This is a genomic window from Streptomyces sp. NPDC088350, assembly GCF_044753545.1.
Classification (GTDB): Bacteria; Actinomycetota; Actinomycetes; order Streptomycetales; family Streptomycetaceae; genus Streptomyces.
In genome coordinates, this window is sequence record NZ_JBIVNL010000006.1 from 459,963 (window position 1) to 484,418 (window position 24,456).

General features: G+C 68.0%; 24 protein-coding genes, 1 tRNA gene and 2 pseudogenes. 14 read left to right on the plus strand and 13 right to left on the minus strand.

Annotation, left to right across the window (positions count from 1 at the left end; translation table 11 throughout):
- Nucleotides 1-310: 310 nt before the first annotated feature.
- From ACIQBL_RS23565 to ACIQBL_RS23575, 3 genes are all read right to left on the minus strand, one after another.
- Complete coding sequence (locus tag ACIQBL_RS23565; protein WP_401944737.1) at nucleotides 311-736, minus strand: PIN domain-containing protein; 426 nt, start codon at nucleotides 734-736, stop codon at nucleotides 311-313.
- Entirely contained in the window at nucleotides 733-1,011 is a 279-nt protein-coding gene (locus tag ACIQBL_RS23570) for a CopG family transcriptional regulator (protein WP_401944738.1), read from the minus strand. Before ACIQBL_RS23570 ends, ACIQBL_RS23565 begins: the two co-directional genes overlap by 4 nt.
- Nucleotides 1,012-1,074: 63 nt before the next feature.
- Nucleotides 1,075-1,968: a phosphorothioated DNA-binding restriction endonuclease gene (locus ACIQBL_RS23575; RefSeq protein ID WP_401944740.1), complete on the minus strand. Its 894-nt coding sequence runs from the start codon at nucleotides 1,966-1,968 to the stop codon at nucleotides 1,075-1,077.
- 372 nt (nucleotides 1,969-2,340) lie between these two features.
- Between ACIQBL_RS23575 and ACIQBL_RS23580 the strand changes: the two genes are divergently transcribed.
- From ACIQBL_RS23580 to ACIQBL_RS23605, 6 genes and pseudogenes are all read left to right on the plus strand, one after another.
- Nucleotides 2,341-2,925 carry a hypothetical protein gene (locus ACIQBL_RS23580; RefSeq protein WP_401944742.1) on the plus strand — a complete coding sequence of 195 codons (585 nt, stop codon included), beginning with the start codon at nucleotides 2,341-2,343 and terminating at the stop codon, nucleotides 2,923-2,925.
- Nucleotides 2,922-3,380 carry a hypothetical protein gene (locus ACIQBL_RS23585; RefSeq protein WP_401944744.1) on the plus strand — a complete coding sequence of 153 codons (459 nt, stop codon included), beginning with the start codon at nucleotides 2,922-2,924 and terminating at the stop codon, nucleotides 3,378-3,380. Before ACIQBL_RS23580 ends, ACIQBL_RS23585 begins: the two co-directional genes overlap by 4 nt.
- Before the next feature lie 403 nt (nucleotides 3,381-3,783).
- On the plus strand, nucleotides 3,784-6,495 hold the full coding sequence (locus tag ACIQBL_RS23590) for an AAA family ATPase (RefSeq protein ID WP_401944745.1): 2,712 nt from the start codon (nucleotides 3,784-3,786) through the stop codon (nucleotides 6,493-6,495).
- A 55-nt stretch (nucleotides 6,496-6,550) separates the two neighbouring features.
- A pseudogene (locus ACIQBL_RS23595) lies at nucleotides 6,551-6,923 on the plus strand (6-pyruvoyl trahydropterin synthase family protein).
- Between the two features lie 237 nt (nucleotides 6,924-7,160).
- The gene (locus tag ACIQBL_RS23600) at nucleotides 7,161-7,805 is read left to right on the plus strand and encodes a DUF433 domain-containing protein (RefSeq protein WP_401944746.1); all 645 of its coding nucleotides are present in this window, start codon (nucleotides 7,161-7,163) and stop codon (nucleotides 7,803-7,805) included.
- Complete coding sequence (locus tag ACIQBL_RS23605) at nucleotides 7,802-8,170, plus strand: DUF5615 family PIN-like protein (RefSeq protein WP_401944748.1); 369 nt, start codon at nucleotides 7,802-7,804, stop codon at nucleotides 8,168-8,170. Before ACIQBL_RS23600 ends, ACIQBL_RS23605 begins: the two co-directional genes overlap by 4 nt.
- A gap of 189 nt (nucleotides 8,171-8,359) precedes the next feature.
- On the opposite strand, the gene ACIQBL_RS23610 is transcribed toward ACIQBL_RS23605, so the two are convergent.
- Both ACIQBL_RS23610 and ACIQBL_RS23615 read right to left on the minus strand, forming a co-directional pair.
- The gene (locus ACIQBL_RS23610) at nucleotides 8,360-8,551 is read right to left on the minus strand and encodes a hypothetical protein (protein WP_401944749.1); all 192 of its coding nucleotides are present in this window, start codon (nucleotides 8,549-8,551) and stop codon (nucleotides 8,360-8,362) included.
- A gap of 91 nt (nucleotides 8,552-8,642) precedes the next feature.
- Nucleotides 8,643-9,125: pseudogene (locus ACIQBL_RS23615) on the minus strand (hypothetical protein); the annotation flags it as partial.
- A gap of 526 nt (nucleotides 9,126-9,651) precedes the next feature.
- Between ACIQBL_RS23615 and ACIQBL_RS23620 the strand changes: the two are divergent.
- The 3 genes from ACIQBL_RS23620 to ACIQBL_RS23630 all read left to right on the plus strand — a co-directional run bounded on the left by ACIQBL_RS23620 (nucleotide 9,652) and on the right by ACIQBL_RS23630 (nucleotide 11,897).
- Nucleotides 9,652-9,867, plus strand: a complete 216-nt coding sequence (locus tag ACIQBL_RS23620; RefSeq protein ID WP_401944751.1) for a helix-turn-helix domain-containing protein — start codon at nucleotides 9,652-9,654, stop codon at nucleotides 9,865-9,867.
- Between the two features lie 74 nt (nucleotides 9,868-9,941).
- The gene (locus ACIQBL_RS23625; protein ID WP_401945071.1) at nucleotides 9,942-10,322 is read left to right on the plus strand and encodes a helix-turn-helix domain-containing protein; all 381 of its coding nucleotides are present in this window, start codon (nucleotides 9,942-9,944) and stop codon (nucleotides 10,320-10,322) included.
- A 48-nt stretch (nucleotides 10,323-10,370) separates the two neighbouring features.
- Nucleotides 10,371-11,897: a LacI family DNA-binding transcriptional regulator gene (locus ACIQBL_RS23630; protein ID WP_401944752.1), complete on the plus strand. Its 1,527-nt coding sequence runs from the start codon at nucleotides 10,371-10,373 to the stop codon at nucleotides 11,895-11,897.
- Between the two features lie 66 nt (nucleotides 11,898-11,963).
- Here the strand turns inward: ACIQBL_RS23630 and ACIQBL_RS23635 are convergent, their stop codons facing one another.
- Nucleotides 11,964-12,212: a hypothetical protein gene (locus ACIQBL_RS23635; protein WP_401944754.1), complete on the minus strand. Its 249-nt coding sequence runs from the start codon at nucleotides 12,210-12,212 to the stop codon at nucleotides 11,964-11,966.
- 751 nt (nucleotides 12,213-12,963) lie between these two features.
- Between ACIQBL_RS23635 and ACIQBL_RS23640 the strand changes: the two genes are divergently transcribed.
- Nucleotides 12,964-13,806 carry a PE-PGRS family protein gene (locus ACIQBL_RS23640; RefSeq protein WP_401944755.1) on the plus strand — a complete coding sequence of 281 codons (843 nt, stop codon included), beginning with the start codon at nucleotides 12,964-12,966 and terminating at the stop codon, nucleotides 13,804-13,806.
- Here ACIQBL_RS23640 and ACIQBL_RS23645 read toward each other — a convergent pair.
- The 4 genes from ACIQBL_RS23645 to ACIQBL_RS23660 form a co-directional block, all read right to left on the minus strand.
- Complete coding sequence (locus ACIQBL_RS23645) at nucleotides 13,736-14,974, minus strand: hypothetical protein (RefSeq protein ID WP_401944756.1); 1,239 nt, start codon at nucleotides 14,972-14,974, stop codon at nucleotides 13,736-13,738. The two genes, ACIQBL_RS23640 and ACIQBL_RS23645, sit on opposite strands and share 71 nt — an antisense overlap.
- A 624-nt stretch (nucleotides 14,975-15,598) precedes the next feature.
- Nucleotides 15,599-15,672, minus strand: a tRNA-Pro gene (locus ACIQBL_RS23650).
- 53 nt (nucleotides 15,673-15,725) lie between these two features.
- The gene (locus tag ACIQBL_RS23655; RefSeq protein WP_401944758.1) at nucleotides 15,726-16,511 is read right to left on the minus strand and encodes a Pr6Pr family membrane protein; all 786 of its coding nucleotides are present in this window, start codon (nucleotides 16,509-16,511) and stop codon (nucleotides 15,726-15,728) included.
- Nucleotides 16,512-16,600: 89 nt separating this feature from the next.
- The gene (locus tag ACIQBL_RS23660) at nucleotides 16,601-17,527 is read right to left on the minus strand and encodes a metallophosphoesterase (protein ID WP_401944759.1); all 927 of its coding nucleotides are present in this window, start codon (nucleotides 17,525-17,527) and stop codon (nucleotides 16,601-16,603) included.
- A gap of 142 nt (nucleotides 17,528-17,669) precedes the next feature.
- Between ACIQBL_RS23660 and ACIQBL_RS23665 the strand changes: the two genes are divergently transcribed.
- Nucleotides 17,670-18,137 carry a GatB/YqeY domain-containing protein gene (locus tag ACIQBL_RS23665; RefSeq protein WP_401944761.1) on the plus strand — a complete coding sequence of 156 codons (468 nt, stop codon included), beginning with the start codon at nucleotides 17,670-17,672 and terminating at the stop codon, nucleotides 18,135-18,137.
- Between the two features lie 111 nt (nucleotides 18,138-18,248).
- Here ACIQBL_RS23665 and ACIQBL_RS23670 read toward each other — a convergent pair whose 3' ends face one another.
- Nucleotides 18,249-20,504, minus strand: coding sequence for a transglycosylase domain-containing protein (locus ACIQBL_RS23670; protein WP_401944762.1), 2,256 nt, complete (start codon nucleotides 20,502-20,504; stop codon nucleotides 18,249-18,251).
- A 407-nt stretch (nucleotides 20,505-20,911) separates the two neighbouring features.
- Between ACIQBL_RS23670 and wblA the strand changes: the two genes are divergently transcribed.
- Complete coding sequence (gene wblA / locus ACIQBL_RS23675; protein WP_019063745.1) at nucleotides 20,912-21,250, plus strand: transcriptional regulator WblA; 339 nt, start codon at nucleotides 20,912-20,914, stop codon at nucleotides 21,248-21,250.
- A gap of 66 nt (nucleotides 21,251-21,316) precedes the next feature.
- On the opposite strand, the gene ACIQBL_RS23680 is transcribed toward wblA, so the two are convergent.
- Together ACIQBL_RS23680 and ACIQBL_RS23685 are read right to left on the minus strand one after the other, a co-directional pair.
- Nucleotides 21,317-22,708, minus strand: coding sequence for an ArsA family ATPase (locus ACIQBL_RS23680; protein WP_401944764.1), 1,392 nt, complete (start codon nucleotides 22,706-22,708; stop codon nucleotides 21,317-21,319).
- Nucleotides 22,705-23,679 carry an ArsA family ATPase gene (locus ACIQBL_RS23685; RefSeq protein WP_401944766.1) on the minus strand — a complete coding sequence of 325 codons (975 nt, stop codon included), beginning with the start codon at nucleotides 23,677-23,679 and terminating at the stop codon, nucleotides 22,705-22,707. Before ACIQBL_RS23685 ends, ACIQBL_RS23680 begins: the two co-directional genes overlap by 4 nt.
- A 94-nt stretch (nucleotides 23,680-23,773) precedes the next feature.
- On the opposite strand from ACIQBL_RS23685, the gene ACIQBL_RS23690 reads away from it, so the two are divergent.
- Complete coding sequence (locus tag ACIQBL_RS23690; protein ID WP_019063748.1) at nucleotides 23,774-23,932, plus strand: DUF4177 domain-containing protein; 159 nt, start codon at nucleotides 23,774-23,776, stop codon at nucleotides 23,930-23,932.
- Nucleotides 23,929-24,396, plus strand: coding sequence for a RidA family protein (locus ACIQBL_RS23695; protein ID WP_401944767.1), 468 nt, complete (start codon nucleotides 23,929-23,931; stop codon nucleotides 24,394-24,396). Before ACIQBL_RS23690 ends, ACIQBL_RS23695 begins: the two co-directional genes overlap by 4 nt.
- Nucleotides 24,397-24,456: the final 60 nt, after the last annotated feature.

Sequence of the window (24,456 nt, forward strand, 5' to 3'; positions counted from 1 at the left end):
GATTCCTGGACGACAGGTTCGGTGATCAGGGGGGCTTTGCGGCCCGAACAACAATCAGGGGCCCGATCCATCAACTGGATCAGGCCCCTGACCTGGTACTGCACTGTCGGGGTGGCGGGATTTGAACCCACGACCTCTTCGTCCCGAATTAGGGTCGGGCAAGATCGCTACCGGGCTGGTTGACGTTTTCCCAGTTCAGGTGGTGGGTGTGGATCGGTCCGGGGTGGTGTCGCGGGCGTTCGGGGAGCGGATTGGCTCCCCAACGGCTCCCAGGAGAACTTCGGTGGGCAGCGACGGCCCCATGCCGGTGTCACACCTTCTTGACGACGATCGTATCCGGCACCAGCTTCTCCAGGTCGTCGACGTCCGAGGTGAAGACGGTGACCTGCCCCTTCTGCTGTCGCGCGACGACGGCGAGTACGGCGTCGATCGCGTACTTGTGGCCGTGCAGCTTGGCGTCGGCCAGGAGCCGGCGTGCCTTGCGGGCCTCGTCCTTCCCGATGTCGACGACCTGGAGCCGGGAAAGTACCCAGTCCCAGCGCTGTTCGGTCGTCCTCCCGTCGTATGCCTCGACGAGCGTCATCGGGGACGTCACCACCTCGGCTTCCCCGCGCGCCGCGAGGTCGAGCCAGGCGATCATCTTCCGGTCGCCGCGTACTGCCAGGGACAGGGCTTCACAGTCCAGTACGAAGACACGGAGAGGCCGCTGTTGGTGCTCAGCGGCGCGTTTCTTCACGCAGCTTCTCCGGCGTTGTGCTGTCCGGTGGCGCGGCGCCGCTGGTGTTCGGTGTCGAGTTCCTCCAACTCGTTGAGGGCTGCCGCATGCTCGTCGTCAGTGACGGGGCCGTGTTCTTCCTGCAGCCAGTCGACCAGTTCCAGGAGCCGGTCCCGGTCGCGCTTGGAGCGCAGGGCCTCGGCGACGTACGCCGAAAGGCCCCGCTCTGCCGCGTCCGCGCGGATCTCGTCAAGGAGATCCTCGGGAATCGTCACGGTTACCTTCTTCGTCGCCATATAAGACACCATACTCCTGGTGTCGTGCTGCTTACCAGCGACCCGTGCCCGGCAATTCGGTGATCAGGCGGCTGTGGCGGGGCGTGGGCTGCCGTGGAAGACCTGGCTCGTGTGCCAGGAACGGTAGGCCGCCGCGACGGGTCGGCCACCCGGTTGGGGACCGATGAGTGGGCGGCCGGCGAGCGCTGTGACGTGCTCGCGGGCGGCGGGACTGTGGCCGACGAAGCGCTGTGAGACCAGGATGTGGTGCTCGTCGCCGATGCCGAGGACTCCCTTGTCGAAGAGCTTGTGGTGCAGCGAGCACAGGCACAGTCCGTTGTCGACGTCGTCGGGGCCGTCGAACGCCCACCAGCGCACGTGCGCGGCCTCCAGCCCGACCGGTACCGCGCCGATCCTGCCGTCGTAGCCGCAGAAGGCGCACCGGTACTCGTAGGCCGTCAGGACCTGCTCGCGCATCCGCGGGTCCCGCCGTTTCCGCGCGGCTGGGAGCTGTTCGGTCTCAGACGCCTCCAGTTCCAGGCCGACGGCTTCGCACAGTTCGCCGTGGAGTGAGGGCGGGAAGTTCAGATCGAGCAGGACTCGTGCCATCCGGCCGAGCAGCGACGGCTCACGCCGCAGCGCCGCCTGCAGTTCTGGCGCCAATCGCCCTGCGGCTCCGACGGCCCGCAGCTCCTGCACGCCGCTGCCGGGACTGCCCGGACCGCGGTCGGTACGCACCTCCCAGACGCCATCACTCACCAGATGGTGAAAGGGGTAGGCGGGTGTCGTCCTGTTGGCCGGGCCGTATTCGGCCAGTAGCTGCCTGAGGTCGTTCTCCACCGTGCTGTACCGCAGTTCGCCGTCGGCATCCCGCTGGAACCGGCCGAGCGCGTACAGGAACAGCAGCGGCTTGTGCGGAGCGCGGGTCCCGCTTCTGGTCCACTGCCTCAGCTTCGCGGTGCGCTCCAACCAGTCCATGACCGGCGATCGTAGTGGTACCTCGTCGAACAATGATCCGCGCATGTGAAAGGGCGTGGACAGGCTCGTGAGGCCCTTGATACGAATCTTTCCGCTGTCGAATCGGCGTCACCCAGCTGTCCGCCAAGTCACCCTCATTCGAAGGGGTGTTGGTACAGACCCTGATTGGATACTCGCGACCTGTCACCCGAGGGGATGGCAGAGGAGGCGCACGGGAGTGAACACGAGCGCGAGCCGTGCTGGCTGCTCTCTGTCCAGAGTGCCGCATCTTCCCTGGTGGGATCATGTGAACGGCTTTCTATGCGGTCATCTCCCGACATCGCTCGGCAACTTGGCAGTTTCCCGATGCCTCGGTGCCGCGTTTCCTCCGGCGTGACTGACACAACCTGCCTCAGCGCAGCAGAAGTTGCCCATGATCTGTCCGGCAGGGCGCGAGCCGCCCTCGCCCGCGGAAACGGCGAGGGCGCGGCAGCCCTCGCGTCCGTGGCCCACACCTACGCCCTGATCGCCGAGGCGACGCTTCCGTCGCAGCGGCGCGAGGCGGTCCCCTCCGAGCGTCGGCCGGAGCCGATCGCGGACGGGCCCGCACCGGAACTCGACGCCCCGAGCACCGAGCCGACACCTGCGCCGGAAGCGACCATCCCGACGCCGACGGCCTCCGGCGAAGCCGAACCCAACACAGCGGTCCCGCCTCTGCTGGTCAGGGCACACCAGACCGTCGTCCGCGCCGGCGGCACGATGTACACCTCCGACCTCGCCGCCGCCCTGGGCATGGGGACACAACAGCTCGGCACCGAGCTGACGAAGATGCTCCGTGCGGTGGGCGTGAACCGCCCCAAGAACGGCTCGGTCAGCCCCGCCCCCGGCAAGCCGTTCCGCACCGGATTCACCGCCGAGACCCTCGCCACCGGCGTCGCCACGTACCGCGTGCGAGCCGAACTGGCCCTGACCGTATGAGACGACGGCGGGACTGCGTGACCGCCCTCGTCATGGCCGCCGGACTCGGGGTCCTGGTCGGGTGCGGAAGCGGGAAGACACCGCCGGGGCACGAGAAGCGGCTCCTGAAGGCGGCAGGCGTCACCCGCTTCCGGATCGTCTGCGCCAAGGACATCTGGGAGGCCACCAAGCCGTACGACGCTCTGGACAACGTCACCGTGGTGCGGCACAAGGGCAAGGTGTACACCTTCGAACTCACCGGAACGGAACTCGTCCAGTACCTCAGGGAACTAGAACGAGACGCGTACAACCCCTGGTTCAAGGGACCGAACACACCCGAGGCGACGCGCATGTACACCACGATCAGTCCCGTGGTCGACACGATCAGCCCCACACCAGGGCCAGGGGCAGGAGTCCCCCAGGTCACGCTCGACGACGCCGTCGCCCCTTCCCCGGGCGTCAGCTCACCTCATTAACGGAAGACTGGCCCAGCCTTCTCGACCAGTCCCGGCGCCGAGACAGGACGAGCAGCCTGCAGGTGGCACGCGGCGGCAGCGGAGACCCCTGATTCGCGAACGCGCAACCGCGAGACGCCGATGCGCCCCCTACCGTGCAACAGTGGCTGCAGGGGCCTGATCCACTCACAGGATCAGGCCCCTGGCCTGACTCAGGTGGGTCTGCATGTCGCATCCGACGTACGGCTGTTGCGCACGGGTACCTCCGCGCCCATCGCGGTCACACCCCGAGCCGCTGGCCGAAAACACTCTTCTGTGCCCGAACATCTCGGCGGCCACCATGCTTGAGCCGCATGGGATACGTGCTTCACATGATCTACCGTGGGCGGCAAGTGGCGCTGTGGGTACGGAAGTTCTGTGGCGGATGACTGAGGTGGAGACTGTGGTGCGGACCGGGTTCGTCGACCGCGTGGAGCACATGGATGAACTGCGCTCGCTGATGGAGGACGTGGCCGCAGGGCGCGGTGGCCGGGCGATCGTGGTCGACAGCGTCTCGGGCATGGGTAAGTCGGCGCTGCTGCGGGCGTTCGAAGCAGAGGTCACCGTCTCTCGCGGGCCGGCTCCCCGTCGAGTCGTATCCGTGCGGTGCCAGCCGTTGATCGGGTCGGGTCTGCACTATGGAGCGATCGTCGACCTGCTCCTGCAACTGGCCCGGGACCAGGAGGTCAAGCAGCCCGGCGTCTTCCGTCGGCTGCTGAACTTCACCGGTCAGGGCGTCGTTCGCTCCGCGCCCGAGGTGCTGTCCGCGATGGTGCCTGGGCTGGGCGCGCTGTTCACCCTGGGCAAGGAGGTTGCGGAAGCATCCCTCGCCTCGGGATCAATGCCGTTCGACAGCCTGCTGCCTTTCCAACAGGGAGCGGCCACACAGATCGTGGACGCTCTGCTGGACCTGCTTCGACAGGGTCCGCCCACGGTCGTGCTCGTCGACGACATCCAATACGCCGATCCCAGCAGCCTGCTGGTCCTCGATCGGTTGCTGCGACGACTGCCCGGCGAGCCGCTCGGCCTGGTGCTCAGCCACACCACGGACGGGGCATACGCCGACGGGCCGGGATCCATGGTCGAGGATCTACTGCACGACTGGGCGAAGGACGGACTACTGCGACGGCGGGTTCTGGACGGTCTACCGCGGGACGCGGTCGCCGAGTTGGTGCGTTCCCGGCACCCGGATGCCCCGCCGGCTCTGTCGGAACAGCTGAGCCGACTGACCGCCGGCCACGCCGTCTTCGTCGCCCTCTGCCTGGAGGAGTGGCGCCCGGACACAGGGCCCACCGTCGAACTGCCGCGCAGTTTGTCGCGCGTGGTCGAGGACCGGCTCCGACTGCTCACTGAGCAGGATCGTGAACTGCTCATGATCGGAGCGACCCAGGGTGAGATGTTCCTGTCGCGTACGGTTGCCGCGGTCATGGGAGCATCGCACGAAGAGGTGATGGAGCGGCTGCGGCTCGTGGCCGCTCAGCATCGGCTGATCCTGCGGACGCAACCTCCCGAGTGGGCACGCCTGGATGCGTCCGACTGTTATCGCTTCGAGCACAGCGCCTTGTGGGGCGTGGTGTACGACCAGCAGACCCCGCAGCAGACGCGGTCTCGGCACGCCCGTATCGCGGCGGCGCTCACCTCTGCGCCACTGGACGGTATGCCGCTGGAACGACGGCTGGAGATTGCCCGCCATCTGCGCAGTGGCGGAACCGAATGCCTGCTCGCGTCGGCCGAGGTGCACTACGGGCTCGCCCGGGACGCCGCGATGGAAGGGTTGTCCTTCGCCGAGGCGGAGCGGCACTGCGAAGAAGTGATCAAGGCGGTCCGGGACCTGCCGGAGCAGGAGGAGAACCGCGACCGGTGGCTCATCCAAGCCGTGGAGCTGCTGTTGTCGCTGACAGAGGTGCGCTGGCGGGGCCAGCACCAGCCGGCCGGCGGACCGGACATCGACGCCCTGGCCGCCGAGGCCGAAGCCGCGGCCAGGCGCGGTGGAACACCTGAACTGGTGATCCGTACGACCCTGCTGCGCGGCAAGACCCTCCTCGCGACCCGGGGCTTGGTGCCGTCCCTGGACAAACTGCGCGCGGCCGTGGAACTGGCCGAGCAGAACGGGGATCCGGTGCCCCTCTTTGTGGCCCGGGTTGAGTACGGGCGGCAGGTGTCGAAGCGGCGGCTGGCCGACGGTCTGGCCCAGCTGCGGGAGGCGGAGCGCATGTACGCTTCCGATCCGCGCCTCGGCGGCACCGGTGATCCCGTGCTCCAGCACGCGCGCAATCTGGGAGAGATGCAGCTCGGCGTCACTCTTTTCGACAGTGGACACCTCAGCGAGGCGGTGACCCGGCTGGGCCGGTGCGTCCAGCGGCTGCGCGACGAGCCACTGAAGGCCGAGCTGCCCATAGCGCTCAACTACCTCGCGCAGGTGTACACGGGCCTCGGTGCCTACGACGATGCCGAGCAGATCCTGGGCGAAGCTCTCGCCTTCGAGGCCGATCGCGGAGGCGACAGCGGCTGGCACGCGTACAACAAGGCACTCCTCGCCCGTCTCCTCGTCGAACAGCCGGCGACACGTGACCAGGCCCTGGAACTGATCGCCGACGCGTGGGCGGAGACAGAGCGGACCTGGCTGGCCAACCTCGTCCCCATCGTCCGCAACTTGTACGCCGAGACTTTGTTTCTCGCCGCTGACGAGTCCGGGGAGTTCCTGGAGCAGGCCGGCCGCCTGGCCGTGGCCACCTGCGTCGAGACCCGGCGCAGCGGCATGATCCGCAGCGAGATCGCTGCGCATTCCCTGCGCAGCCGCATCCTGCGCCGGCAAGGCGACAGGGCTGGAGCCCAGGAGCAGGCCCGTCAGGCCGTTCGCATCCTGGACGAGGTCGGGGACATGCCCGCCCTCCGTACGGAGGAGGTCCTGTACCACTCCGCCGTGGTACTGGCAGCCGCCGGCGTACGGGAGGAAGCGCACGCACTCCTGGAGCGGGCCCGGCGCGAGGTTGCGCGCAAGGCGGAGTTGGTTACCGACGACTCGCTGCGCGACCGGTTCCGCACGCAGGTGCCCCTCAACCGCGCGATCCTCCGAGGCGAAGGGATCGACGAGTGACCAGCCTGGACGGCCATGGAGGGGTTCTGACAGCAGGTGGCAGACTGGAGCCGCCATGCTGACGATCACCAAGGAGTTCCACTTCTCGGCCAGCCATGTCCTCGACCGGCTGCCGAGCTGGCACCCCTGCGCCCGCATGCACGGTCACAACTACATCGTCGTGCTGGAACTGTCCGCCCGCCGCGAGGACCTCACCGAGGCAGGCTTCGTCCGCGACTACCGCGAGCTCGACGCCTTCAAGAAATGGATGGACGACACCCTCGACCACCGTCACCTCAATGAGGCGATGGGGGGGGGGTATCTCTCCGTCGGCCGAGAATCTGGCCACATGGATCTTCGACCTCTGGATCGAGCGCTTTCCGGAGTTGCGGGCGGTCAGGGTCTCCGAGACGCTCAAGACATGGGCCGAGTACCGACCGGAGCGATGAACAGCGGCGCTCGGTGGCGTGCTTCTCACGGGCGGCGTTCAGGTCGACCGGCTTCGTCTGCGCGGCCAGGAGGAGTGAGATGTCCTCGGCATTGCCGATGGCGTAGACCTGTTGCTGATCTCTGCCGGCCTTCCCCTGGCCCGCCCTGAACGGGCCCTTCGACTTCCCTTCCGAGTGGCTTCCAGGAGAACGGGGTACGTTCAGGCGCGTATCCATGGGGGCGGAAGGAGGCACGCGGTGTCGTACGAACCCAAACTCGCCGCGGCTTTTTCCGGCGCCACGTTGCGCCAGCTGTCCCACTGGCGCCGAGCCTCCGGACCCAAGGGTGCCGTGCTCGTGCCTGAGATCTCCAGCGAGCGGCCGATCCTCTACTCGTTCCGTGACGTTGTGGCGCTCCGCATCTGCGTACAGATGCGTGAAGAGGCTTCGTTGCAGAAGATCCGCCGTGCGTTGAACACTCTCCGGGAAGACCTGGGCGAGTGGAAGCACCTCTCCTCTTACAAACTCGTCGCGGGCCCGGACACGATCTACCTGGCCGAGCCCGACTACGCCGTGGACCTGATCAAGGGCGGCAACGTGGTCATCGCCCAGATGGTGGATGTTCTCGCTCCCTTCTACAAGGACGGCCGCAGCATTCCCGCTCTGCTCACGCCCCGTGAGCACGTCGCGGTCGATGAGTCGGTCCGAGGCGGAGAACCGGTCATCCAAGGCACCAGGATCCCTGCAGCGGATGTCGCTGCTCTCGTGAAGGACGGCGTCCCTCCAGACCAGATCGGCGAGTTCTACCCAGGCGTGACGGCTGAGGCCGCCCGTGACGCGGCCGACTTCAGCGATTACGTCGACAGCTACGGCAGCAGCGAGCCCCGGCAGGTCGTCGCTTGAAACTGCTGCTCGACGAGAACGTGCCCCGCCCCATGGCCGAGATCGTCCGGATCCTGCTGAAGGCTCATGACGTCATCCATGTCCACGAGCTCAAGGACTGGACGGGCACGAAGGACATCGAGCTGTACGCCAGGGCCAAAGCCGAGGGCTTCAACGTCGTCATCACCAACGACACCAAGCAGCTCAGCCGGCCGCTCGAAGTGGCAGCCATCGCAACGTCGGGCCTGCATCGCATCGAGTACCGCCAGAACAACAAACATGGTGGCCTGGTGGGCCTGGGCACGGCGATTGCCACCGTGTGCGCGGCTCTTCCCATGCTCTGTCCGAACTCGAAGCAGCTGACGGCCGGCGTCTCGCCTCTCTGACGTCGATCGACCCGACCCGACAGAAGCGCCTCCAGATCACGGACCCGGCCGTAGCCCCGCCGAAGTACTGGCCCGGGCGTGATCCGGCTGCCGAGTCCTGACACCTCGATTTGCGACGGCTCCCGGCCAGCAACCCACCGCTGGCGACACCGGGAAATGCCTCGGCGACGCCGACTGCGCTTCGTCTCATCAGGACTCAGTGCTGAGCTGTTCCTGGATCTCGGTGATGCGTCGCTCGGTTGCCTCCGCGTTCTTCTGTTGACGGGCCAGCTTCGCCTCGGCAGCCGCCAGCTCCTGGGCGAGCCGCTCCCGATCAGCTGCCGTACGTTCACGGATGGTCCCGTCATCCTTGTACGCGGGCCCTACTCTCTCGGTGCTCACCACTCCGCGACGTTCCCCGCATTCTGGGCAGTGGACGACGCGGGCGGAAACGTAGCTGTTCTCGCGATGCTGAATGTGTGGCACCACGTGGTCGCAACGGAGGGTGAGGCTCCAGGCATCGAGGTCTTTCTTGCGTTCTTCCCGTGAGGGCCGGGAAGCGAACAGTCTGGCGAGGTCCTCGATCTGCTTCGGCTGTCGACGTCGGCTGAACGCGGGCTCCTGCCGGAACCTCGTGATGCGGGCATGCAGGGAGGCGGCTCTTGCTGGGCCGGTTGATCTTCTGATGGAGGCCCCAGGTCACGACGTGCAGGTACCGCTTGTGATCCGGCGCCTTGTAGCGGCAGATCAGCCCGGCGTCGGCGAGCTGGGCGAGGTCCGTCTCGACATCGGACGGGGTGTGCTCGGGGCGCAGGACCCACAACTGTCCGGCGATGATCGCGGCGTGGTCGCGGTGGCGGCCCTGGTCGTCGGCCTGGGTGAGCAGGCCGAGGAAGGTGCGCTCGGCGGTCAGGGATACGGCGGCCAGGGATTCGGAGACGAAGGCTTCGGGCTTGATGGTGCGGATTCGTGCCAAGTGCGGGGCGGTCCTCACTCGGTGGCCTGTGCGCGGACATCACGGCTCACCGTTGGTCGGGGCGGGATTCGAGGGGGTGTTGGCGCGGACGCGCGCCGGGAAGCGATTGCGTTTCCGGGGGTGTCGTCAACATAGCCACACCCCCGTCGCGCAAGTCCAGCCCTATCTGGCGCAATCTCTCACGGCAGAAAGGCTGCGAGAAATGGGGCTGGGTGGCAGGCGGGAGCAAAACCGTAAGGCACGATCGGCCGTTGACCAAATAGTTGCCCGGACTGCAGAGCCAGAAGCATCACATCGGCAAGCCGTTGACGAGCCGCAGGCGGGGAAGCTACAACACAAAACCCCACGTCAGAGCCATGATCGACACACTGTTCCATGCCCCTTCCCGCCCCCCGGGAACCGCATCTAGGCGAACGACGCGAGCGCAACATAGACCACGATCGCCGGTTACCCAAACCGGCGAATGGACCTTTCAATTGGAGTCATGCCCCCACGCTCACTGGAAGTCGGGCCCGCTGGAATTCAGGTGGCCCGCACCGTCGAAACCCTCCGAACCGAACGCGGCCTGTCACAACGCCAGTTGGCCGACTGCGTGACCGCCCTCGGTCACCCGATGTCCAACACCATGCTGTCCCGCATCGAACGCGCCCAACGCCGATGTGATGCCGACGACCTCGTCGCGATCGCCGACGCCCTCCTCGTCTCGCCTCTCGTACTGCTGCAGAGGCCGACCGCCACGTGACGAGGCCCGCCCAGCGCCGCTGACAGAGCACGCTCCCACCCAGTAAGGACCCGCCTTTCTTGCACCACTCCGACATACCCCCTGCCCTCGTACGACGCCTTCCCGTCACCGAGGGCGGAGCCCCCTTGCCCCGTCTCTACCACCCTGAAGAAATCGCCGAAGCCCTCGGCTGTTCCGCTTGGTGGGTCAAGGACCGGGCCCGACGCGGACTCATCCCGCACACCCGCGTCGGCCGCGCCTACCGCTTCACCGCCGCGCACCTCGCCGAGATCGTCCGCCTCCACGAAGAGGGCCCGAAGCGATCCGCCAGCAGCGCATCAGCGAGTCGTGCAGAGACAAGTCCTCCCGCTGCACGAACTCGTGCCGCCCGTCCTCCTGGGCCAACTACGGCCTCGAGGCCAGGGCGTCTGCGGGCTCGACCGCCCCGCCGTACTCAGTACGAGACCGTCGCGTAGCGGGCCCGCGCCCAGCCACGAGCCAAGAGCAAGGGAGGAAGACGGAAGTTGGGTTTCGCGGAGAAGCGCGGAAACTACTGGCGCGGCCGGTACAAGACCGCGCCCGGCAAGCACCTCACGGTCGTTGACGACAACGGGAAAGCGATCCGGTTCGCCACCAAGGGCGAGGCCCAGCGCGCCGCAAGCGAGGCCGAGAACAAGTACCGGCGCGGCGACTGGCGCGACCCGGCACTCGGCCAGGAGACCTTCGGCGAGTACGCGAACCGCTGGTACGAGGCCCAAGACCTGGCCGCCTCGACCATGCAGAACTACAAGCGCCACATCGAGGAGCACCTGCTCCCCGACTTCGAGGACAAGGCACTCGCCGGCATCCTGCGCACGGACGTCGACCTGTGGGAGAAGAAGGAGAAGGCCGTCTACGCGGCCTCCAGCGTCAAGACCTGGCGCTCGACTCTCCACTTGATCTTCGAAGACGCGATCGACGAGGGGTTGATCACGTCCAACCCGGCTGCCCGGCGGCGCGGGCGCGGCAAGCGCGCCGGCCGTTCCCGCGACCGCGGCCCGGAGAAGGTCGTCACCGACCCGCTCGGCATTCTGCTGACCGCCGAACGAGCTGCCCTGCTCTCCGGCCGCGACGACGAGTTCGTCGCCGTCGTCCTCAAGGGGTACACCGGCATGCGCTGGGGCGAAATCGTCGGCCTGGAGACGGAGTTCGCCCGCCCAGGCTCCGTCCGCGTCGAGTGGCAGCTGTACGAACTCGACACCGGCGAGCTCGTGCGCTGTCCGCCCAAGGACGACAGCTACCGCAAGATCGACGCAACGGACTGGCTGTCGGGTCTGGTCGCCCACCACGTCGCCCGCACCAAGCCGAAACCCTGCCCGTGTCACGGCAAGACCTACGTCTTCCGCGGCCAGGGCGCGGCCCGCACAGGCGGCCACCAGGGCGCGAAACTCGTCGATGTCGCACGCCGTGCCGAAGTCTCAACGGGCACGGTGTCCAACGTCCTCAACCACCCCGACCGCGTCACCGAAGCCAAGCGAGTAAGGGTGGAACAGGCCATCGCGGACCTGGGGTTCGTGCGGGGCGGCGCGGTGCCGCAGCACGCAGCCCACTGGCGCCGAAACGGCTTCGCGACGTGGCTGTTCACGCCGGCGGTGTCCGGCTGGTACCCGAAGAAGGCACCACAGGAAGCCCGCCCCGTACCCCTGCTCGGCGAGCCGTGGCCTGGCGTCCCGGCCCGAGGACGCGGCGCCAGCGACCGGGCCGACGCCTGCTGGCTGCCGATAGCCAAGGGCCTCACACCTCACGGCCTGCGCCACACCCACCGGACCATGATGGAAGACCTCGGCACGGAGAAGGTCCTCATGGACGAGCGCATGGGCCACATCGACGGCTCGGTGTCGGCGCGCTACGCCCATGTCACCGTTGGCATGCGCAAGCGCCTCGTGCTCGGACTGACCGAGCAATGGGAGACGGCGCTCGACGCCCGGCTGGCCCTGTGCCCGGCGTCGCCGGTGCGCGTGCTCAACGAGCTTCTGCAATCGCGCAGGCTCGCTCTCCGTGGCGTTGCCTAGACGCGGTTGGGCCCCGCTGCCGGACGGGGTGAGTCCGGCAGCGGAGGTCCGCGCCGCGCCCCTGCCCTACTTCCGGGTGCTGACGCCTCGTTCCAAGGATCCGGCGGCGATGAGGGCGATGCCTGCTCCCTCGTGGCCGGTCAGAGAGAGGACCATACCGGTGGTGCAGAAGGCTGCGGACAGCCCGACCGTGGCCCAGGCGAGGGCGCTCCGTGCGCGCGGGTGTTCCGCAGGGGTCTCGTCCGGCATGTGCGGCTCGGTCGGCGGTGTTCCGTGCGGCTGCTGGTCATCCGAGTGGCCGTCTGTGGTGGACATGGAAAACCTTCGTTTCTTGTGCGTGCGACAGCACGCGGTGAATGGGTGAAGGGACCTTGGACCGGCGGGGAGTTAGCCGCGCAAGTCCGCTGGCTGTGTCCGGTGGCGCCCCCGGACACAGAGGAGGGTGCACCGTGCGGGGAGCCGATTCGAGTTCTCGCGAATTTGCCGACAGCCTCGGTGGTGCCCTCTAAGGATCTGCCGCTCGCCGTCCCTATTTACGCCGCCTGACCTGCGATTTTTCGGGTACCGGCTTTTGAATCCGTCGCGTGATGCCGCTACGAACTCGGATTTCCGCGACCGCTTGAATCAGCCCTACCGCGCTACTACGGCCCTCGACCGTGCAACCCCCGCTCTCGTCCCTCGCGCGCCATACAGGCCCGGAGACAAGCCACGCAACCGGCACGACCAGCCAGTTCGGCTTCGTCGGCCATCGCCAAGACCAAGGTCAGCCAGCCGCCGAGGGCCCTTCCCGGTCCGGGCTTGGCCAAGATCGCGTCCTGATGGACGAGATCAGCATCGACGCCAAAGGCTGCGCTGCAGTGGGAGACGGCCATCGACGTCTGCCTGGCCATGAGCCCGACTCCACCAGTGCGCGTACTCGGCGAATTCCTGTGCGCACGCAGGAGTCACGCGTGCCTGTAGAGCACCGTTGCCTCGTGAAACAGCGTCGACCCAGGGTGGTCTGCTCGCTCCGGCAGTTAGAGCGAATGCCCAGTGACGGGGTCAACAGACCTGGCTCAATAGGCACATGGAGATTGGCGAGCACTGGGCCTACCGCGCGAGGCCGAAGGATCTGGGGAGCGCGGTCGGCCAGGTGGAGGTCGTTCGAGTGGGCGGCCCTGGCAGGTCCGGCTGGATCCACGTGCGGTTTTTCGAAGGCGATGCCGCCGGCTTGCAGGAGTGGGTCAGTTCCGGCTCTCTCGTAGCACCGTGGGCGGATGCCGATACGTTCCGCGCGGACGACGCGGCGGAGTTGGCCCTGGTCGAGGCATCCCGCCATGTTCGGGGCAGCACGGAGTTCGATGCCGCGCGCATGATCCTCGGTTTCGTCCGCCCGAAGAACAGGCTGCGCCTGCGCCGAACGGTGGCGGACGCAGGCGTTCTGGAGCTCAGCAGCCTCGACGAGACGGCATTGCTCATCGGCATGGACGCCTCTGAACTCCGCGGCGACACCATGGTGTTTGAGAACCGCCACGGCATGTGCCTGGCCGGGTGGCCGGTCACCGAGCGCATCGCCCGCCACGTGGCCGGCCGTCTCGCCGACGAGATCCTTCCGGAGGTGGACCGCAAGCAGCGGGACATCGAGCAGGAGCGTGCCCAGCCCTCCTGGTACTCCTACAGTCGGCGGGACGAGCGCAAGTTGGACGCGGAGGCGGCCGTTCTGCGAACCGTCCGGGCGTGGTGCGGCCAGGACAAGGCCGACCGCTACGACGAGTTGGTTGCCCTACGCGCCGAGGTCATCCGGCTCGGAGAGCTGGTCGAGAAGGCGGTCAAGGCTCTACGCGATCGCGGCCACGGCGTCATCGCCTCCACCATTGAGCGCGACCTTGGCGTCCATATCTCCAGCCTTGATCCTGATGTGCGTCGATGACGCCGCGCCACGGGTCTGTCTCCGGCTTGGGAGGCGCTGGCTGCGCCGGAGGCTTCTCCTTCTCCGGCCGGTCCGGGTGCCAGCCGTCGAGGAACGGTCGCAGCTGCTTCTTCGTCGGCTCCACGTTGAAGTCACGGGCGGCGAGGCCCTTGCCGTTCGTCGTGGGGTCGAGCTGATCGGCCTCCGTGTTCCCCCAAGCCGACCACTCACGCAGCCTCTCGACTTCGAGGACGTCTTCCGACGCGGCGGCGACTTCATCCAGCGCAGCACAGAACGCCCGGATCTCATCCGCGGCCCGCCACTGATCAAGGGCCGTGCTGAAGTGCTCGGCCCGTACCGCGTGAACTGCCTTGACCGAAGCCGAACTTACTGCGGCCTCCCACTCATGTCGCTCGCGTTCCTCCCGCTCCGTCTCCAGGCGCCTGCGCTCAGCCTCCTGCTGCTCCCGCTCCTCTCGCTGGCGCTGCTGCTCGGTCTCACGTTCCAGCCGAGCCCGCTCCTGCTCCTCCGCGCGCGCCTTCAACGCCCGCAAGACCGAACCGATCTGCTCCTCCAACGGCTTCTTGGCCGTGTCGGCCCATTCCTTCTTCCAGCCGTAGCTGTAGCCCGACTGCTGGCTGACCAGCAGTTCCAGTTCGCCGGACGGCTCGAACTTCTGGGCCGGCGTGACACGTTGCCAGTCGTACGTACGGCGGCCCGGCGGCTTGGGGACGTACCGGACCGGCTTCTGCCGTTCGCGGAAGCCGACCTCGTACGTCCTGCCGTGGACGGTGAGCAGTGGCCTCGGCTGCCTGCGCTTCTTCGACACCGCGATCTCGCCGTGGCGTGCGAGGGCTTGTTCAGCGAGGAGCCGGAGCAGTGAGAGCACCCGGGGGAGGACCTCCTCCGAGATCTCGAAGGCGCTGTGGTCCGCGGTGACTGCGGCGATCACGTCCTCGACGTCGGTGATCACACGGCTGCGCGCCAGCCGGATCCGGTTCCACTCGGTCTCGTCCTCGCCGGTCACCCTGAGCAGACCGAGGAAGAAGTCCCCCTTCGCTCGCCCGCTGTACTTCAGGCTGTATCCCTCGGGGACGCACTGCCGGGCTGCGTCGAATGCCCTGCGGTAGCGGGCTCGTTCCCCGTCGCTGGGGTTCGGGATCCGGAGGAACCGTCCAGCCTGCTGCACTTCTGCGATCAAAGCGGCGCCGATTTCCGCCGGCGTCGACCGTGGGGGCGTCACTGCGCGCTGCGGCGCCTGCTTCGTCTTGGGCGATGCCGTGGCTTGCTCCTGCGTTGGAGGGGCCGGTCGTACCTCTGGCTCGGAAACTCTCGGACGTCGCCCGCGCGGAGCCGGTTCCGGCCGGTCGGGGTGATGGCCGTGCTCCAGGTAGAAACGTCCCGCGTCAGTGATCTCCGCCTGCCACTTCCCACTCTGCTTGGGCATGGTGATCAGGCGCCGCTCCTTGAGCGCGCGGGCGGTAAGCGCGAGCTCGGGACTGTCCGACGTGACAGGGTCGGTTCCGTCCCCGATGCGTGTGAGGAGTGCGAGCTGCCGATCGTTTATCGGAGACCAAGGGTGCATGGCGATCGTCGTACCGTCTGCGGGCTCCTCCGCACAAGCCGTGGGGATGGCTCTTCCAGGGCACACGCGGCGCACGGGCACGCTCGAAGGCGGAATGCCTCTCGCTGGGAGCCACCGGGGAGCCGCTTCCCGAAGTCGGCTCCCAAATGGCTCCCAAAATGGGTCCGCAAAGCAAATCAGGCCCGGCGCTGATCTCTCAGCACCGGGCCTGACCTGGTGTTTTAGCTGTCGGGGTGGCGGGATTTGAACCCACGACCTCTTCGTCCCGAACGAAGCGCGCTGCCAAGCTGCGCTACACCCCGATGTCGCCACTCATCTCGCGGTGCTGCTGCTCATCGCGGCGACGTCGTTTACTTTAGCCCACCGGTGGCTGGAGACGAAATCCGGTTTTGGCGCGGTGGCGGAGCGGGTTGGGGCGGGCGTGGTCGAGGGCGACGAGGAGGACGGAGAGGGCGTAGAAGGCGAGGCCGAGGAGGAGGGCGTTGCCCAGGACGCTCTTGTAGCCGTGGTGCTCGACGTCCAGGAAGGAGTAGAGATAGCGGCCCGGCGTGCCGGGCAGGATCAGTTCGCCGCGGGCCAGATACACCGCCAGGTACGTCAGCGGGTACAGCAGCCACGTCGCCGCCATCCGCAGGTGCAGCCGGCCGGGTGCGGTCAGGAGCAGCCAGTCGATCACCGCCGCGATCGGTGTCACCGTGTGCAGGACCTGGTTCGTCACCGCCTGCCAGCCCGTGGGGGACGTCGTACCGCCCGCCATCGCGAACGGGCTCGACGCGTGCGCCAGGATCAGGTGGTACACCAGGCCGGTGATCGTGATGTAGAGCAGCGCCGCGCCCGTGACGAGGGGGGAGAGGGGGCGGCGGGCCGTCCAGGCCCGGCGGGCCGCGACGATCATGACCAGGGCCAGCAGGATGTTGCTCTGGGTCGTGAAGTAGGTCAGCACCCGGATCGGGCTGCCGAGGAGCAGGTCGATGGTCACCGCCGAGGCCGCCGACAGTGCGACCAGCAGTCGGTACACCGCCGCGGGCGGGCGGCGGTACGGGGCCACCACCGCGGTGGCCGGAACGGGTGAGGCGAACAGTGCGGGCATACCGGGTACCGCGGGGAGGTCCGGGATGTCCCTGGGTATCGGGGCGGTCATGCCCTCACGCTAGACAGGGGGGACAAAGGGGGCGATACGGGTGGGCTGGATGAGGTACCCCGGCCCGAACGGAGCCCAGCCCCTACCCCCTACCCCCGACCCACCAACGTCAGCAACGTCGCCTCCGGCGGACAAGCGAACCGCACCGGCGTGTACCGGTTCGTCCCGCACCCCGCCGACACGTGCAGGTACGACGTCCGGCCCTCCGCCGTGTGCCGGGACAGCCCCTTCACCCGGTCCGTGTCCAGGTCGCAGTTGGTCACCAGGGCACCGTAGAACGGGATGCAGAGCTGGCCGCCGTGGGTGTGGCCGCCGAGGATCAGGGGATAGCCGTCGGCCGTGAACGCGTCCAGTGCCCGCAGGTACGGCGCGTGCACCACGGCCATCGAGAAGTCGGCGTCGTCCGACGGGCCGCCGGCCACGCGCGCGTAGCGGTCGCGTTTGATGTGCGGGTCGTCCAGGCCGGTCAGTTCCACCGACGCGCCCTCGAGCTTCAGCGTGCCGCGCGTGTTCGTCAGGTTGAGCCAGCCCGCCGCGTCGAAGCCGTCCCGCAGGTCCTCCCACGGGTTGTGGATGGCTCCTACGACGGGCGGGTTGCCGTTCAGCCCGTGGCGGCCCGCGGTCTTCTCGAACAAGTACCGGGCGGGATTGCGGGGTTTGGGGCCGTAGTAGTCGTTCGAGCCGAAGACGTACGCCCCCGGGAACTCCATCAGCGGGCCCAGCGCGTCCAGGACCTCGGGGACGCCCTCCGGGTCGGAGAGGTTGTCGCCGGTGTTGATCACGAAGTCGGGGCGCAGGCCGGCCAGGGAGCGCAGCCAGCGCTGTTTCTTGCGCTGGCCGCCGACCATGTGGATGTCGGAGACCTGGAGGACTCTGAGCGGTCGCATACCGGCCGGCAGCACCGGGACCGTCACCCGGCGCAGGCGGAAGGAGCGGACCTCGAAGCCCGCCGCGTAGACCAGACCGGCGGCACCGGCCGCCGCAATTCCCAGAGGTACTCCATATCGCGCGCGCATACCGCCATCGTGTCAGACCCCACTGACACCCCGTCGGCCGCAGCCCCTTAAAGACGCAGCCCCTTAAAGACGTGGCCCCTCAAATCGGCGGCCCCTTAAATCGGCGGGCGGCCGGGCTCACGCACCTGCGAGAATCACCCCCATGACCACGACGCTCAAGGCGAAGCTCCAGGAAGACCTCAACACCGCGATCAAGGCGCAGGACAAGCTGCGTTCCTCCACGCTCCGGCTGACGCTCGCCGCGATCACCAAGGAGGAGGTCGCGGGCAAGGAGAAGCGCGAGCTCTCCGACGACGAGGTCCTCAAGGTGATCACCAAGGAGGCGAAGAAGCGCCGCGAGGCCGCGGACGCCTTCGAGCAGGGTGGTCGTCCCGAGCAGGCCGCGCAGGAGAAGGCGGAGGGCGAGGTCCTCGCCGAGTACCTGCCCAAGCAGCTCGGCGACGACGAGCTGACCGCGATCGTCTCCCAGGCCGTCGAGGAGGCGAAGGCGGCCGGTGCCGAGGGGCCGCGCGCCATGGGCGCCGTCATGAAGATCGTGAACCCGAAGGTGGCCGGCCTGGCCGAGGGCGGCCGTGTCGCCGCCGTGGTGAAGAAGCTGCTCGCCGGCTGACCCACCCGCCGGACACGAAGATCTGTCTACGACGACGGGGGCGCCCCTTTCACAAGGGGCGCCCCCGTCGTCGTAGACGAAAAGGCCGAACGGCCGATGGCCGCGGGGGAGTTATCCCCTGTTGCCGCCGTTCCCGTTGCCGTTGTTGCCGCCGTTCGTCGTGCCCTGGATGAAGCCGGCGGGGAAGGAGAACGTCGGGGTGGGGGTGGTGCCGCCGTCGGTCGTGCCGGTGGTGGTGCCGTTGGTGGTGCCCCCGTTGCCGTTGTTCTTGCCGTCGTTGTTGCCCTTGTCCTTGGTGGGGTTGGGGATGTTGACGAGGGTGAACGACTCGGCCTGCTTGCCCTCCAGGGCGCCGGTCATGGCGTCCTTCCAGATCGGGCCGGGGGTGTCGGCGCCGTAGACCTCGGAGTGGTAGACGCCGCCGATGGTGATGTTGGTCATCTCGACGTTCTGCTTGGCGCTGCCGACCCAGACCGCGCCGGCGAGGTTCGGGGTGTAGCCGACGAACCAGGCGTTCTTGCGGGAGTCCGTCGTACCCGTCTTGCCGGCGCTCTCGCGGTCGGTGAGGCCGGCCTCCTGGCCGGTGCCGGAGTCGACCACGCCGCGCAGCACGGTGTTGACGGTGTCGGCGGTCTTCTTGCTCATCGCCCGCGAGCAGGTGGACTTGGGGACGGCGAGCGACTTCTGCTCGTTGCCCACCTTCTGGGTGATGGACTCGATGGCGATCGGCGTGCAGTACGTGCCCTCGTTGGCGAAGGCCGCGTACGCGGTGGCCATCGTCAGCGGCGAGAGGCCCTTGGAACCGAGCGCGATGGCCGGGACCTCGGGGATCTTGTCGCCGTTGCCCTGCACGACCCCCAGCTTGCTGGTCATGTTCACCACGGGGCACAGACCGATGTCGGAGATCATCTGCACGAAGTAGGTGTTGACCGACTTGGCCATCGCCTCCTTCAGCGCGTACGGACCCTTCTCCGACTCGCTCTCGTTCTCCACGGTCGCGCCGTCCGTGTTGACCCAGTTCTTGCCGCTGCAGGTCGAGACGGGGCTCGGGTAGTCCATCGAGTACGGCGCCGGGTACTGCTGCGTGGCCGGCAGGCCCTGCTCCAGCGCCGCCGCCGCGACGAACGGCTTGAACGTCGAACCGGTCGGGAAGCCGAAGTTCGAGCCGCCCATGTCGGCGTTGACCGAGTAGTTGTACTCGGTCTCGTTCTTGCCGTAGCCGTAGGGCTTCGACTGGCCCATGCCGAGGATCTTGCCGGTGCCGGGCTCGACGAGGGTGGCCGCCGCGGCGACCTTGTCCGACTTGTAGATGTGCTGCTTGAGCGAGGCCTGCACCGAGTCCTGGGCCTGCGGGTCCAGGGTCGTGCGGATCGTCAGGCCGCCCTGGTTCCAGATCTTCGCCCGGGCCTCCTTGGTCTTGCCGAAGACCGGGTCGCTCAGGAAGACCTTCTCGACGTACTTGCAGAAGAAGCTGGCGCCCTTGACCGCGGTGATGCAGCCGTTCTTCGGCTGGCTCACCTTCAGGCCGAGGTCGCTCTGCTCGGCCTTGTCGGCCTCCGCCTTGGAGATGTCGCCGACCTCGGCCATGCGGGCCAGCACGGTGTTGCGCCGCTTCTTGGCCTCGGCCTCGTCGTTGATCGGGTCGTAGCGCGTGGGCGACTGGACGATGCCCGCGAGGAGCGCCGACTGCTGGAGGTCGAGGTCCTTGGCGTGCTTGGAGAAGTAGCGCTCGGACGCGGCCTCGACGCCGTAGGCCTGCTCGCCGAAGAAGGTGATGTTCAGGTAGTTCTCGAGGATCTTCTTCTTGCCGAGCTTCTCCTCGATCTGGATCGCGTACTTCAGCTCGCGGACCTTGCGGCCCAGCGTCTGCTGCGTGGCCTGCGCGACCTTCGTCGGGTCGTCACCGGCCTCCTCGATGAAGTAGTTCTTCACCAGCTGCTGGGTGAGCGTCGAGGCGCCCTCGGAGACCCCGCCGCTCTGCGCGTTCTTGTTGAGGGCGCGCAGGACGCCCTTCAGGTCGATCGCGCCGTGCTGGTAGAAGCGCGAGTCCTCGATCGCGACGATCGCCTTCTGCATGTACGGCGAGATGTCCTTGAGCTCCACCACCGTGCGGTCACGCGAGTAGACCGAGGCCAGCTGGTTGCCCTTGCTGTCCAGGATCGTGGTGCGCTGGCTGAGCTGAGGGCTCTTCAGATTGTCCGGGATGTCGTCGAACCCCTGGACCGAGCCCTTGGCGGCGAGCCCCAGCGCGCCGGCCGCGGGCAACGCGATTCCGGCCATGACGGCACCGGCGAGCACACTGACACCGAGGAACTTGATGGCCTGCTGCAGAGGGGACAGACCACCACCCGAGCGCTTTTTTGGCATGGGGGCAGCCTACGTTCTCATTCGCCGGACACGTGTATAGGCCTTGGCCTAAGCTGCTCTCAACTGTCACAGCAGAGCGGTCACGTATCAATACGTCCGGCGACCCCGAATCGTTCCGGTCGTTCCCAGTTTTTTTGTGGGGGGCGTGTCCGAATCCGCCTCCTGTGTCACCTGGTGCCCGTTGTGGCGCATGATAACTGTCCTGGTTCGCCGGGAAAGTCACGCATGTCGCCCCCTCACTCCCCCGGGTGATCTGCCGCTTACCCATAGTCCGTTCGGGCCATTCAAGATTGGGCCCGAAGGGGGTGTTGCGCTGTGCCCGCCTTCCGTAACGTCCTCAACTGGCGGCGGTGAATATGCCGCTGCCGCCGTGGGGGAGCCTCGATTCGGGAGAGGACGGCGCCGGTATGGGCTGGGTTACCGACTGGAGTGCGCAGGCGGCCTGCCGCACTACCGATCCGGATGAACTGTTCGTTCAAGGAGCAGCGCAGAACAGGGCGAAGGCAGTGTGCACCGGATGTCCGGTACGCACGGAGTGCCTCGCCGATGCGCTCGACAACCGCGTCGAATTCGGCGTGTGGGGAGGCATGACGGAGCGGGAGCGCCGCGCGTTGCTGCGCAGGCGGCCCACTGTCACTTCATGGCGCCGGCTACTGGAGACCGCGCGCATCGAGTACGAACGAGGGGTCGGCATCATCCCCCTCGACGACGACGAGATCTACGAGAACTACGCGGCGGTGGGCTGACCCCCACCGGTCCCCTCCGGGGCCGACCTCGGGCGATCCCCGGGGGTACGCGCCCGGTGGTCCGCGTCAGACCCTCGTCTCGGGCAGCTCCGGCCGACCGGCCGCGAGCCGGTTCCCGATGTCCCGCAGCCCCGCGAGGTCGTGTACGTCGCCGGGCAGCGCGGCCACTTCGGCCACCGCCACCTCGGGGTGGCGTGCGGTGAAGCGGTCACGTGTGCGCTGCTCACGGGAGAGCAGCCGCATCCGGTCGGCGTGCAGTCTGAGCAGGCCTGCGGTGAGTTGTTCCACGGATCGCTCGTCGTCGGACGTCTGGTCGGCGGGTCGTTCGTCGTCCGTGGCGGCGGGGGAGCCTTCGTCACGAGCTGGTGCCTGGGAACCGGGAGATTCTGAACTGCCGTACGTGTCGGGAGAGTTACGAAGTCCAGCTTTCCCGCCCATCTGATCGACAATGCGGGGCTCCTCAAGATTTTCCGCGGCGGCGAGTGCCCGCTCGGCCGACAGCCGGGCGGCTCCGCTTCCGTGGACCCGGTTGAGGACCAGGCCGGCCAGCGGCATGTCCTCGGCCGCCAGCCGCTCCACGAAGTACGCGGCCTCGCGCAACGCGTCCCGCTCCGGGGCCGCGACCACCAGGAACGCGGTGCCGGGCGCCTGAAGCAGTTTGTACGTCGCGTCCGCGCGCGTGCGGAACCCGCCGAAGGTGGTGTCCATCGCGGCCACGAACGTCTGGACGTCCTTGAGGAGTTGACCGCCGAGCAGCTTGCCGATCGTGCCGGTCATCATCGACATGCCGACATTGAGGAACTTCATCCCGGCCCGTCCGCCCAGCTTCGCCGGGGCGGTCAGCAGCCGGATCAGCTTGCCGTCCAGGAACGAGCCGAGACGTTTCGGCGCGTCCAGGAAGTCGAGGGCGGAGCGGGACGGCGGGGTGTCCACGACGATCAGGTCCCAGTCGTGCTGGGCGCGCAACTGGCCCAGCTTCTCCATCGCCATGTACTCCTGCGTGCCCGCGAAGCCCGCCGAGAGCGACTGGTAGAAGGGGTTGCTCAGGATCGCGGCGGCCCGCTCGCGGTCGGCGTGCGCCTCGACGATCTCGTCGAAGGTGCGCTTCATGTCGAGCATCATGGCGTGCAGTTCGCCGTCCCCGTCGACGCCCTTCACCCGCCGCGGGGTGTTGTCCAGCGAGTCGATGCCCATGGACTGGGCGAGCCTGCGGGCCGGGTCGATGGTGAGCACGACGACCCTGCGGCCCCGCTCGGCGGCCCGCAGCCCGAGCGCCGCCGCGGTGGTCGTCTTGCCGACCCCGCCCGACCCGCAGCACACCACGATCCGGGTCTCCGGGTCGTCGAGCAGCGGGTCTACGGCGAGCACGCGCGCGTGGGAGATGTGGTGCGGGCGGGCGGAGTCCTGTGCGGAGGAGCCACGGGCGGGGTCCTGCGGGCGGGCCGGGTCCGGACTCATGACATCCCCTGCTTCCGCAGCTCGGTGGCGAGTTCGTACAGGCCCGCGAGGTCCATGCCCTCGGCGAGCAACGGCAGTTCGTGCAACGGCAGGCCCTGCTCGGCGAGTACGGCCCGCTGGTCGTGCTCCAGGGCGTACCGCTCGGCGTACTCCTCGGCCTGCGCGAGCAGCGGATCCACCAGCTTCTCGGCATTGCCGCCGCGCCGCGCCCCGCCGAGCCCGGCGGACAGCGACTGCGCCACGGCGGTCCGCGGCACGGCCCGTACGAGATCCAGGTCGGCCGCGTCCAGCACCTCGGGGCGCACCATGTTCACGATGATCCGGCCCACCGGCAGCCGCGCCGCCCGTAGTTCGGCGATGCCGTCGGCGGTCTCCTGGACGGGCATCTCCTCCAGGAGCGTCACCAGGTGCACGGCCGTCTCCGGCGACTTCAGGACCCGCATCACGGCCTGCGCCTGATTGTGTATCGGGCCGATCTTGGCGAGCCCGGCGACCTCGTCGTTGACGTTGAGGAAGCGGGTGATGCGCCCGGTGGGCGGCGCGTCCATCACCACGTAGTCGTAGGCGAACCGCCCGCTCTTCTCCTTGCGGCGTACGGCCTCGCAGGCCTTGCCGGTCAGGAGGACGTCCCGGAGGCCGGGCGCGACCGTGGTGGCGAAGTCGATCGCGCCGAGTTTCTTCAGGGCGCGGCCCGCGCTGCCGAGTTTGTAGAACATCTGGAGGTAGTCCAGAAGGGCCAGTTCGGGGTCGATGGCCAGCGCGTACACCTCCCCGCCCCCGGGAGCGACGGCGATCTTCCGCTCCTCATAAGGCAGCGTCTCCGTCTCGAAGAGCTGCGCGATGCCCTGGCGACCCTCGACCTCGACGAGAAGCGTCCGCTTCCCCTCGGTGGCCAGGGCCAGCGCGAGGGCCGCGGCCACCGTGGTCTTGCCGGTACCGCCCTTGCCACTGACGACCTGGAGCCTGCTCACGTCTTCGAGCCTAACCAGTCCGCGCCCGAACCAAGCGGGAGGCTGTGGACAACCGACGGCGGAGGGGCGGTGGGCAGCCGCTAAAGTCGGCCGCATGACCAAGTGGGAATACTCGACTGTGCCGCTGCTCGTCCACGCCACGAAGCAGATTCTGGACACCTGGGGCGAGGACGGCTGGGAGCTCGTCCAGGTCGTGCCCGGGCCGAACAACCCCGAGCAGCTGGTGGCCTACCTCAAGCGGGAGAAGGCATGAGTGCCGTCGAGGCCCGGCTGGCCGAACTCGGTCTGACCCTGCCGGCCGTCGTCCCGCCGCTCGCCGCGTACCAGCCCGCCGTGCAGTCCGGGGTCTACGTGTACACCTCCGGCCAGCTGCCCATGGTGGACGGCAAGCTTCCGGTCACCGGCAAGGTGGGCGGTGAGGTCACCGCCGAGGAGGCCAAGGAACTGGCCCGCACCTGCGCGCTGAACGCCCTCGCGGCGGTCAAGTCCGTCGCCGGTGACCTGGACCGCGTCGCGCGTGTGGTGAAGGTCGTCGGCTTCGTCGCCTCGGCCTCCGACTTCACCGGTCAGCCCGGTGTGGTCAATGGTGCCAGCGAGCTGCTCGGCGAGGTCCTCGGCGACAAGGGCGTGCACGCGCGCAGCGCGGTCGGCGTGGCGGTGCTGCCGCTGGACTCGCCGGTCGAGGTCGAGATCCAGGTCGAGCTGACGCAGGCGTAATCGCTGTCCCGGAGTGCGTGATCGGGCGTCATCGTCGTCCTGGGGTGCGCGTTGTTGCCT

Coding starts and splice junctions, on each gene's coding strand:
- ACIQBL_RS23570 (WP_401944738.1), bottom strand. CDS start 1,011: ATGGCGACGAAGAAGGTAACCGTGACGATTCCCGAGGATCTCCTTGAC.
- ACIQBL_RS23575 (WP_401944740.1), bottom strand. CDS start 1,968: ATGGACTGGTTGGAGCGCACCGCGAAGCTGAGGCAGTGGACCAGAAGC.
- ACIQBL_RS23585 (WP_401944744.1), top strand. CDS start 2,922: ATGAGACGACGGCGGGACTGCGTGACCGCCCTCGTCATGGCCGCCGGA.
- ACIQBL_RS23590 (WP_401944745.1), top strand. CDS start 3,784: ATGACTGAGGTGGAGACTGTGGTGCGGACCGGGTTCGTCGACCGCGTG.
- ACIQBL_RS23635 (WP_401944754.1), bottom strand. CDS start 12,212: ATGTCCACCACAGACGGCCACTCGGATGACCAGCAGCCGCACGGAACA.
- ACIQBL_RS23640 (WP_401944755.1), top strand. CDS start 12,964: ATGGAGATTGGCGAGCACTGGGCCTACCGCGCGAGGCCGAAGGATCTG.
- ACIQBL_RS23655 (WP_401944758.1), bottom strand. CDS start 16,511: ATGACCGCCCCGATACCCAGGGACATCCCGGACCTCCCCGCGGTACCC.
- ACIQBL_RS23660 (WP_401944759.1), bottom strand. CDS start 17,527: ATGCGCGCGCGATATGGAGTACCTCTGGGAATTGCGGCGGCCGGTGCC.
- ACIQBL_RS23665 (WP_401944761.1), top strand. CDS start 17,670: ATGACCACGACGCTCAAGGCGAAGCTCCAGGAAGACCTCAACACCGCG.
- ACIQBL_RS23670 (WP_401944762.1), bottom strand. CDS start 20,504: ATGCCAAAAAAGCGCTCGGGTGGTGGTCTGTCCCCTCTGCAGCAGGCC.
- wblA (WP_019063745.1), top strand. CDS start 20,912: ATGGGCTGGGTTACCGACTGGAGTGCGCAGGCGGCCTGCCGCACTACC.
- ACIQBL_RS23680 (WP_401944764.1), bottom strand. CDS start 22,708: ATGAGTCCGGACCCGGCCCGCCCGCAGGACCCCGCCCGTGGCTCCTCC.
- ACIQBL_RS23690 (WP_019063748.1), top strand. CDS start 23,774: ATGACCAAGTGGGAATACTCGACTGTGCCGCTGCTCGTCCACGCCACG.
- ACIQBL_RS23695 (WP_401944767.1), top strand. CDS start 23,929: ATGAGTGCCGTCGAGGCCCGGCTGGCCGAACTCGGTCTGACCCTGCCG.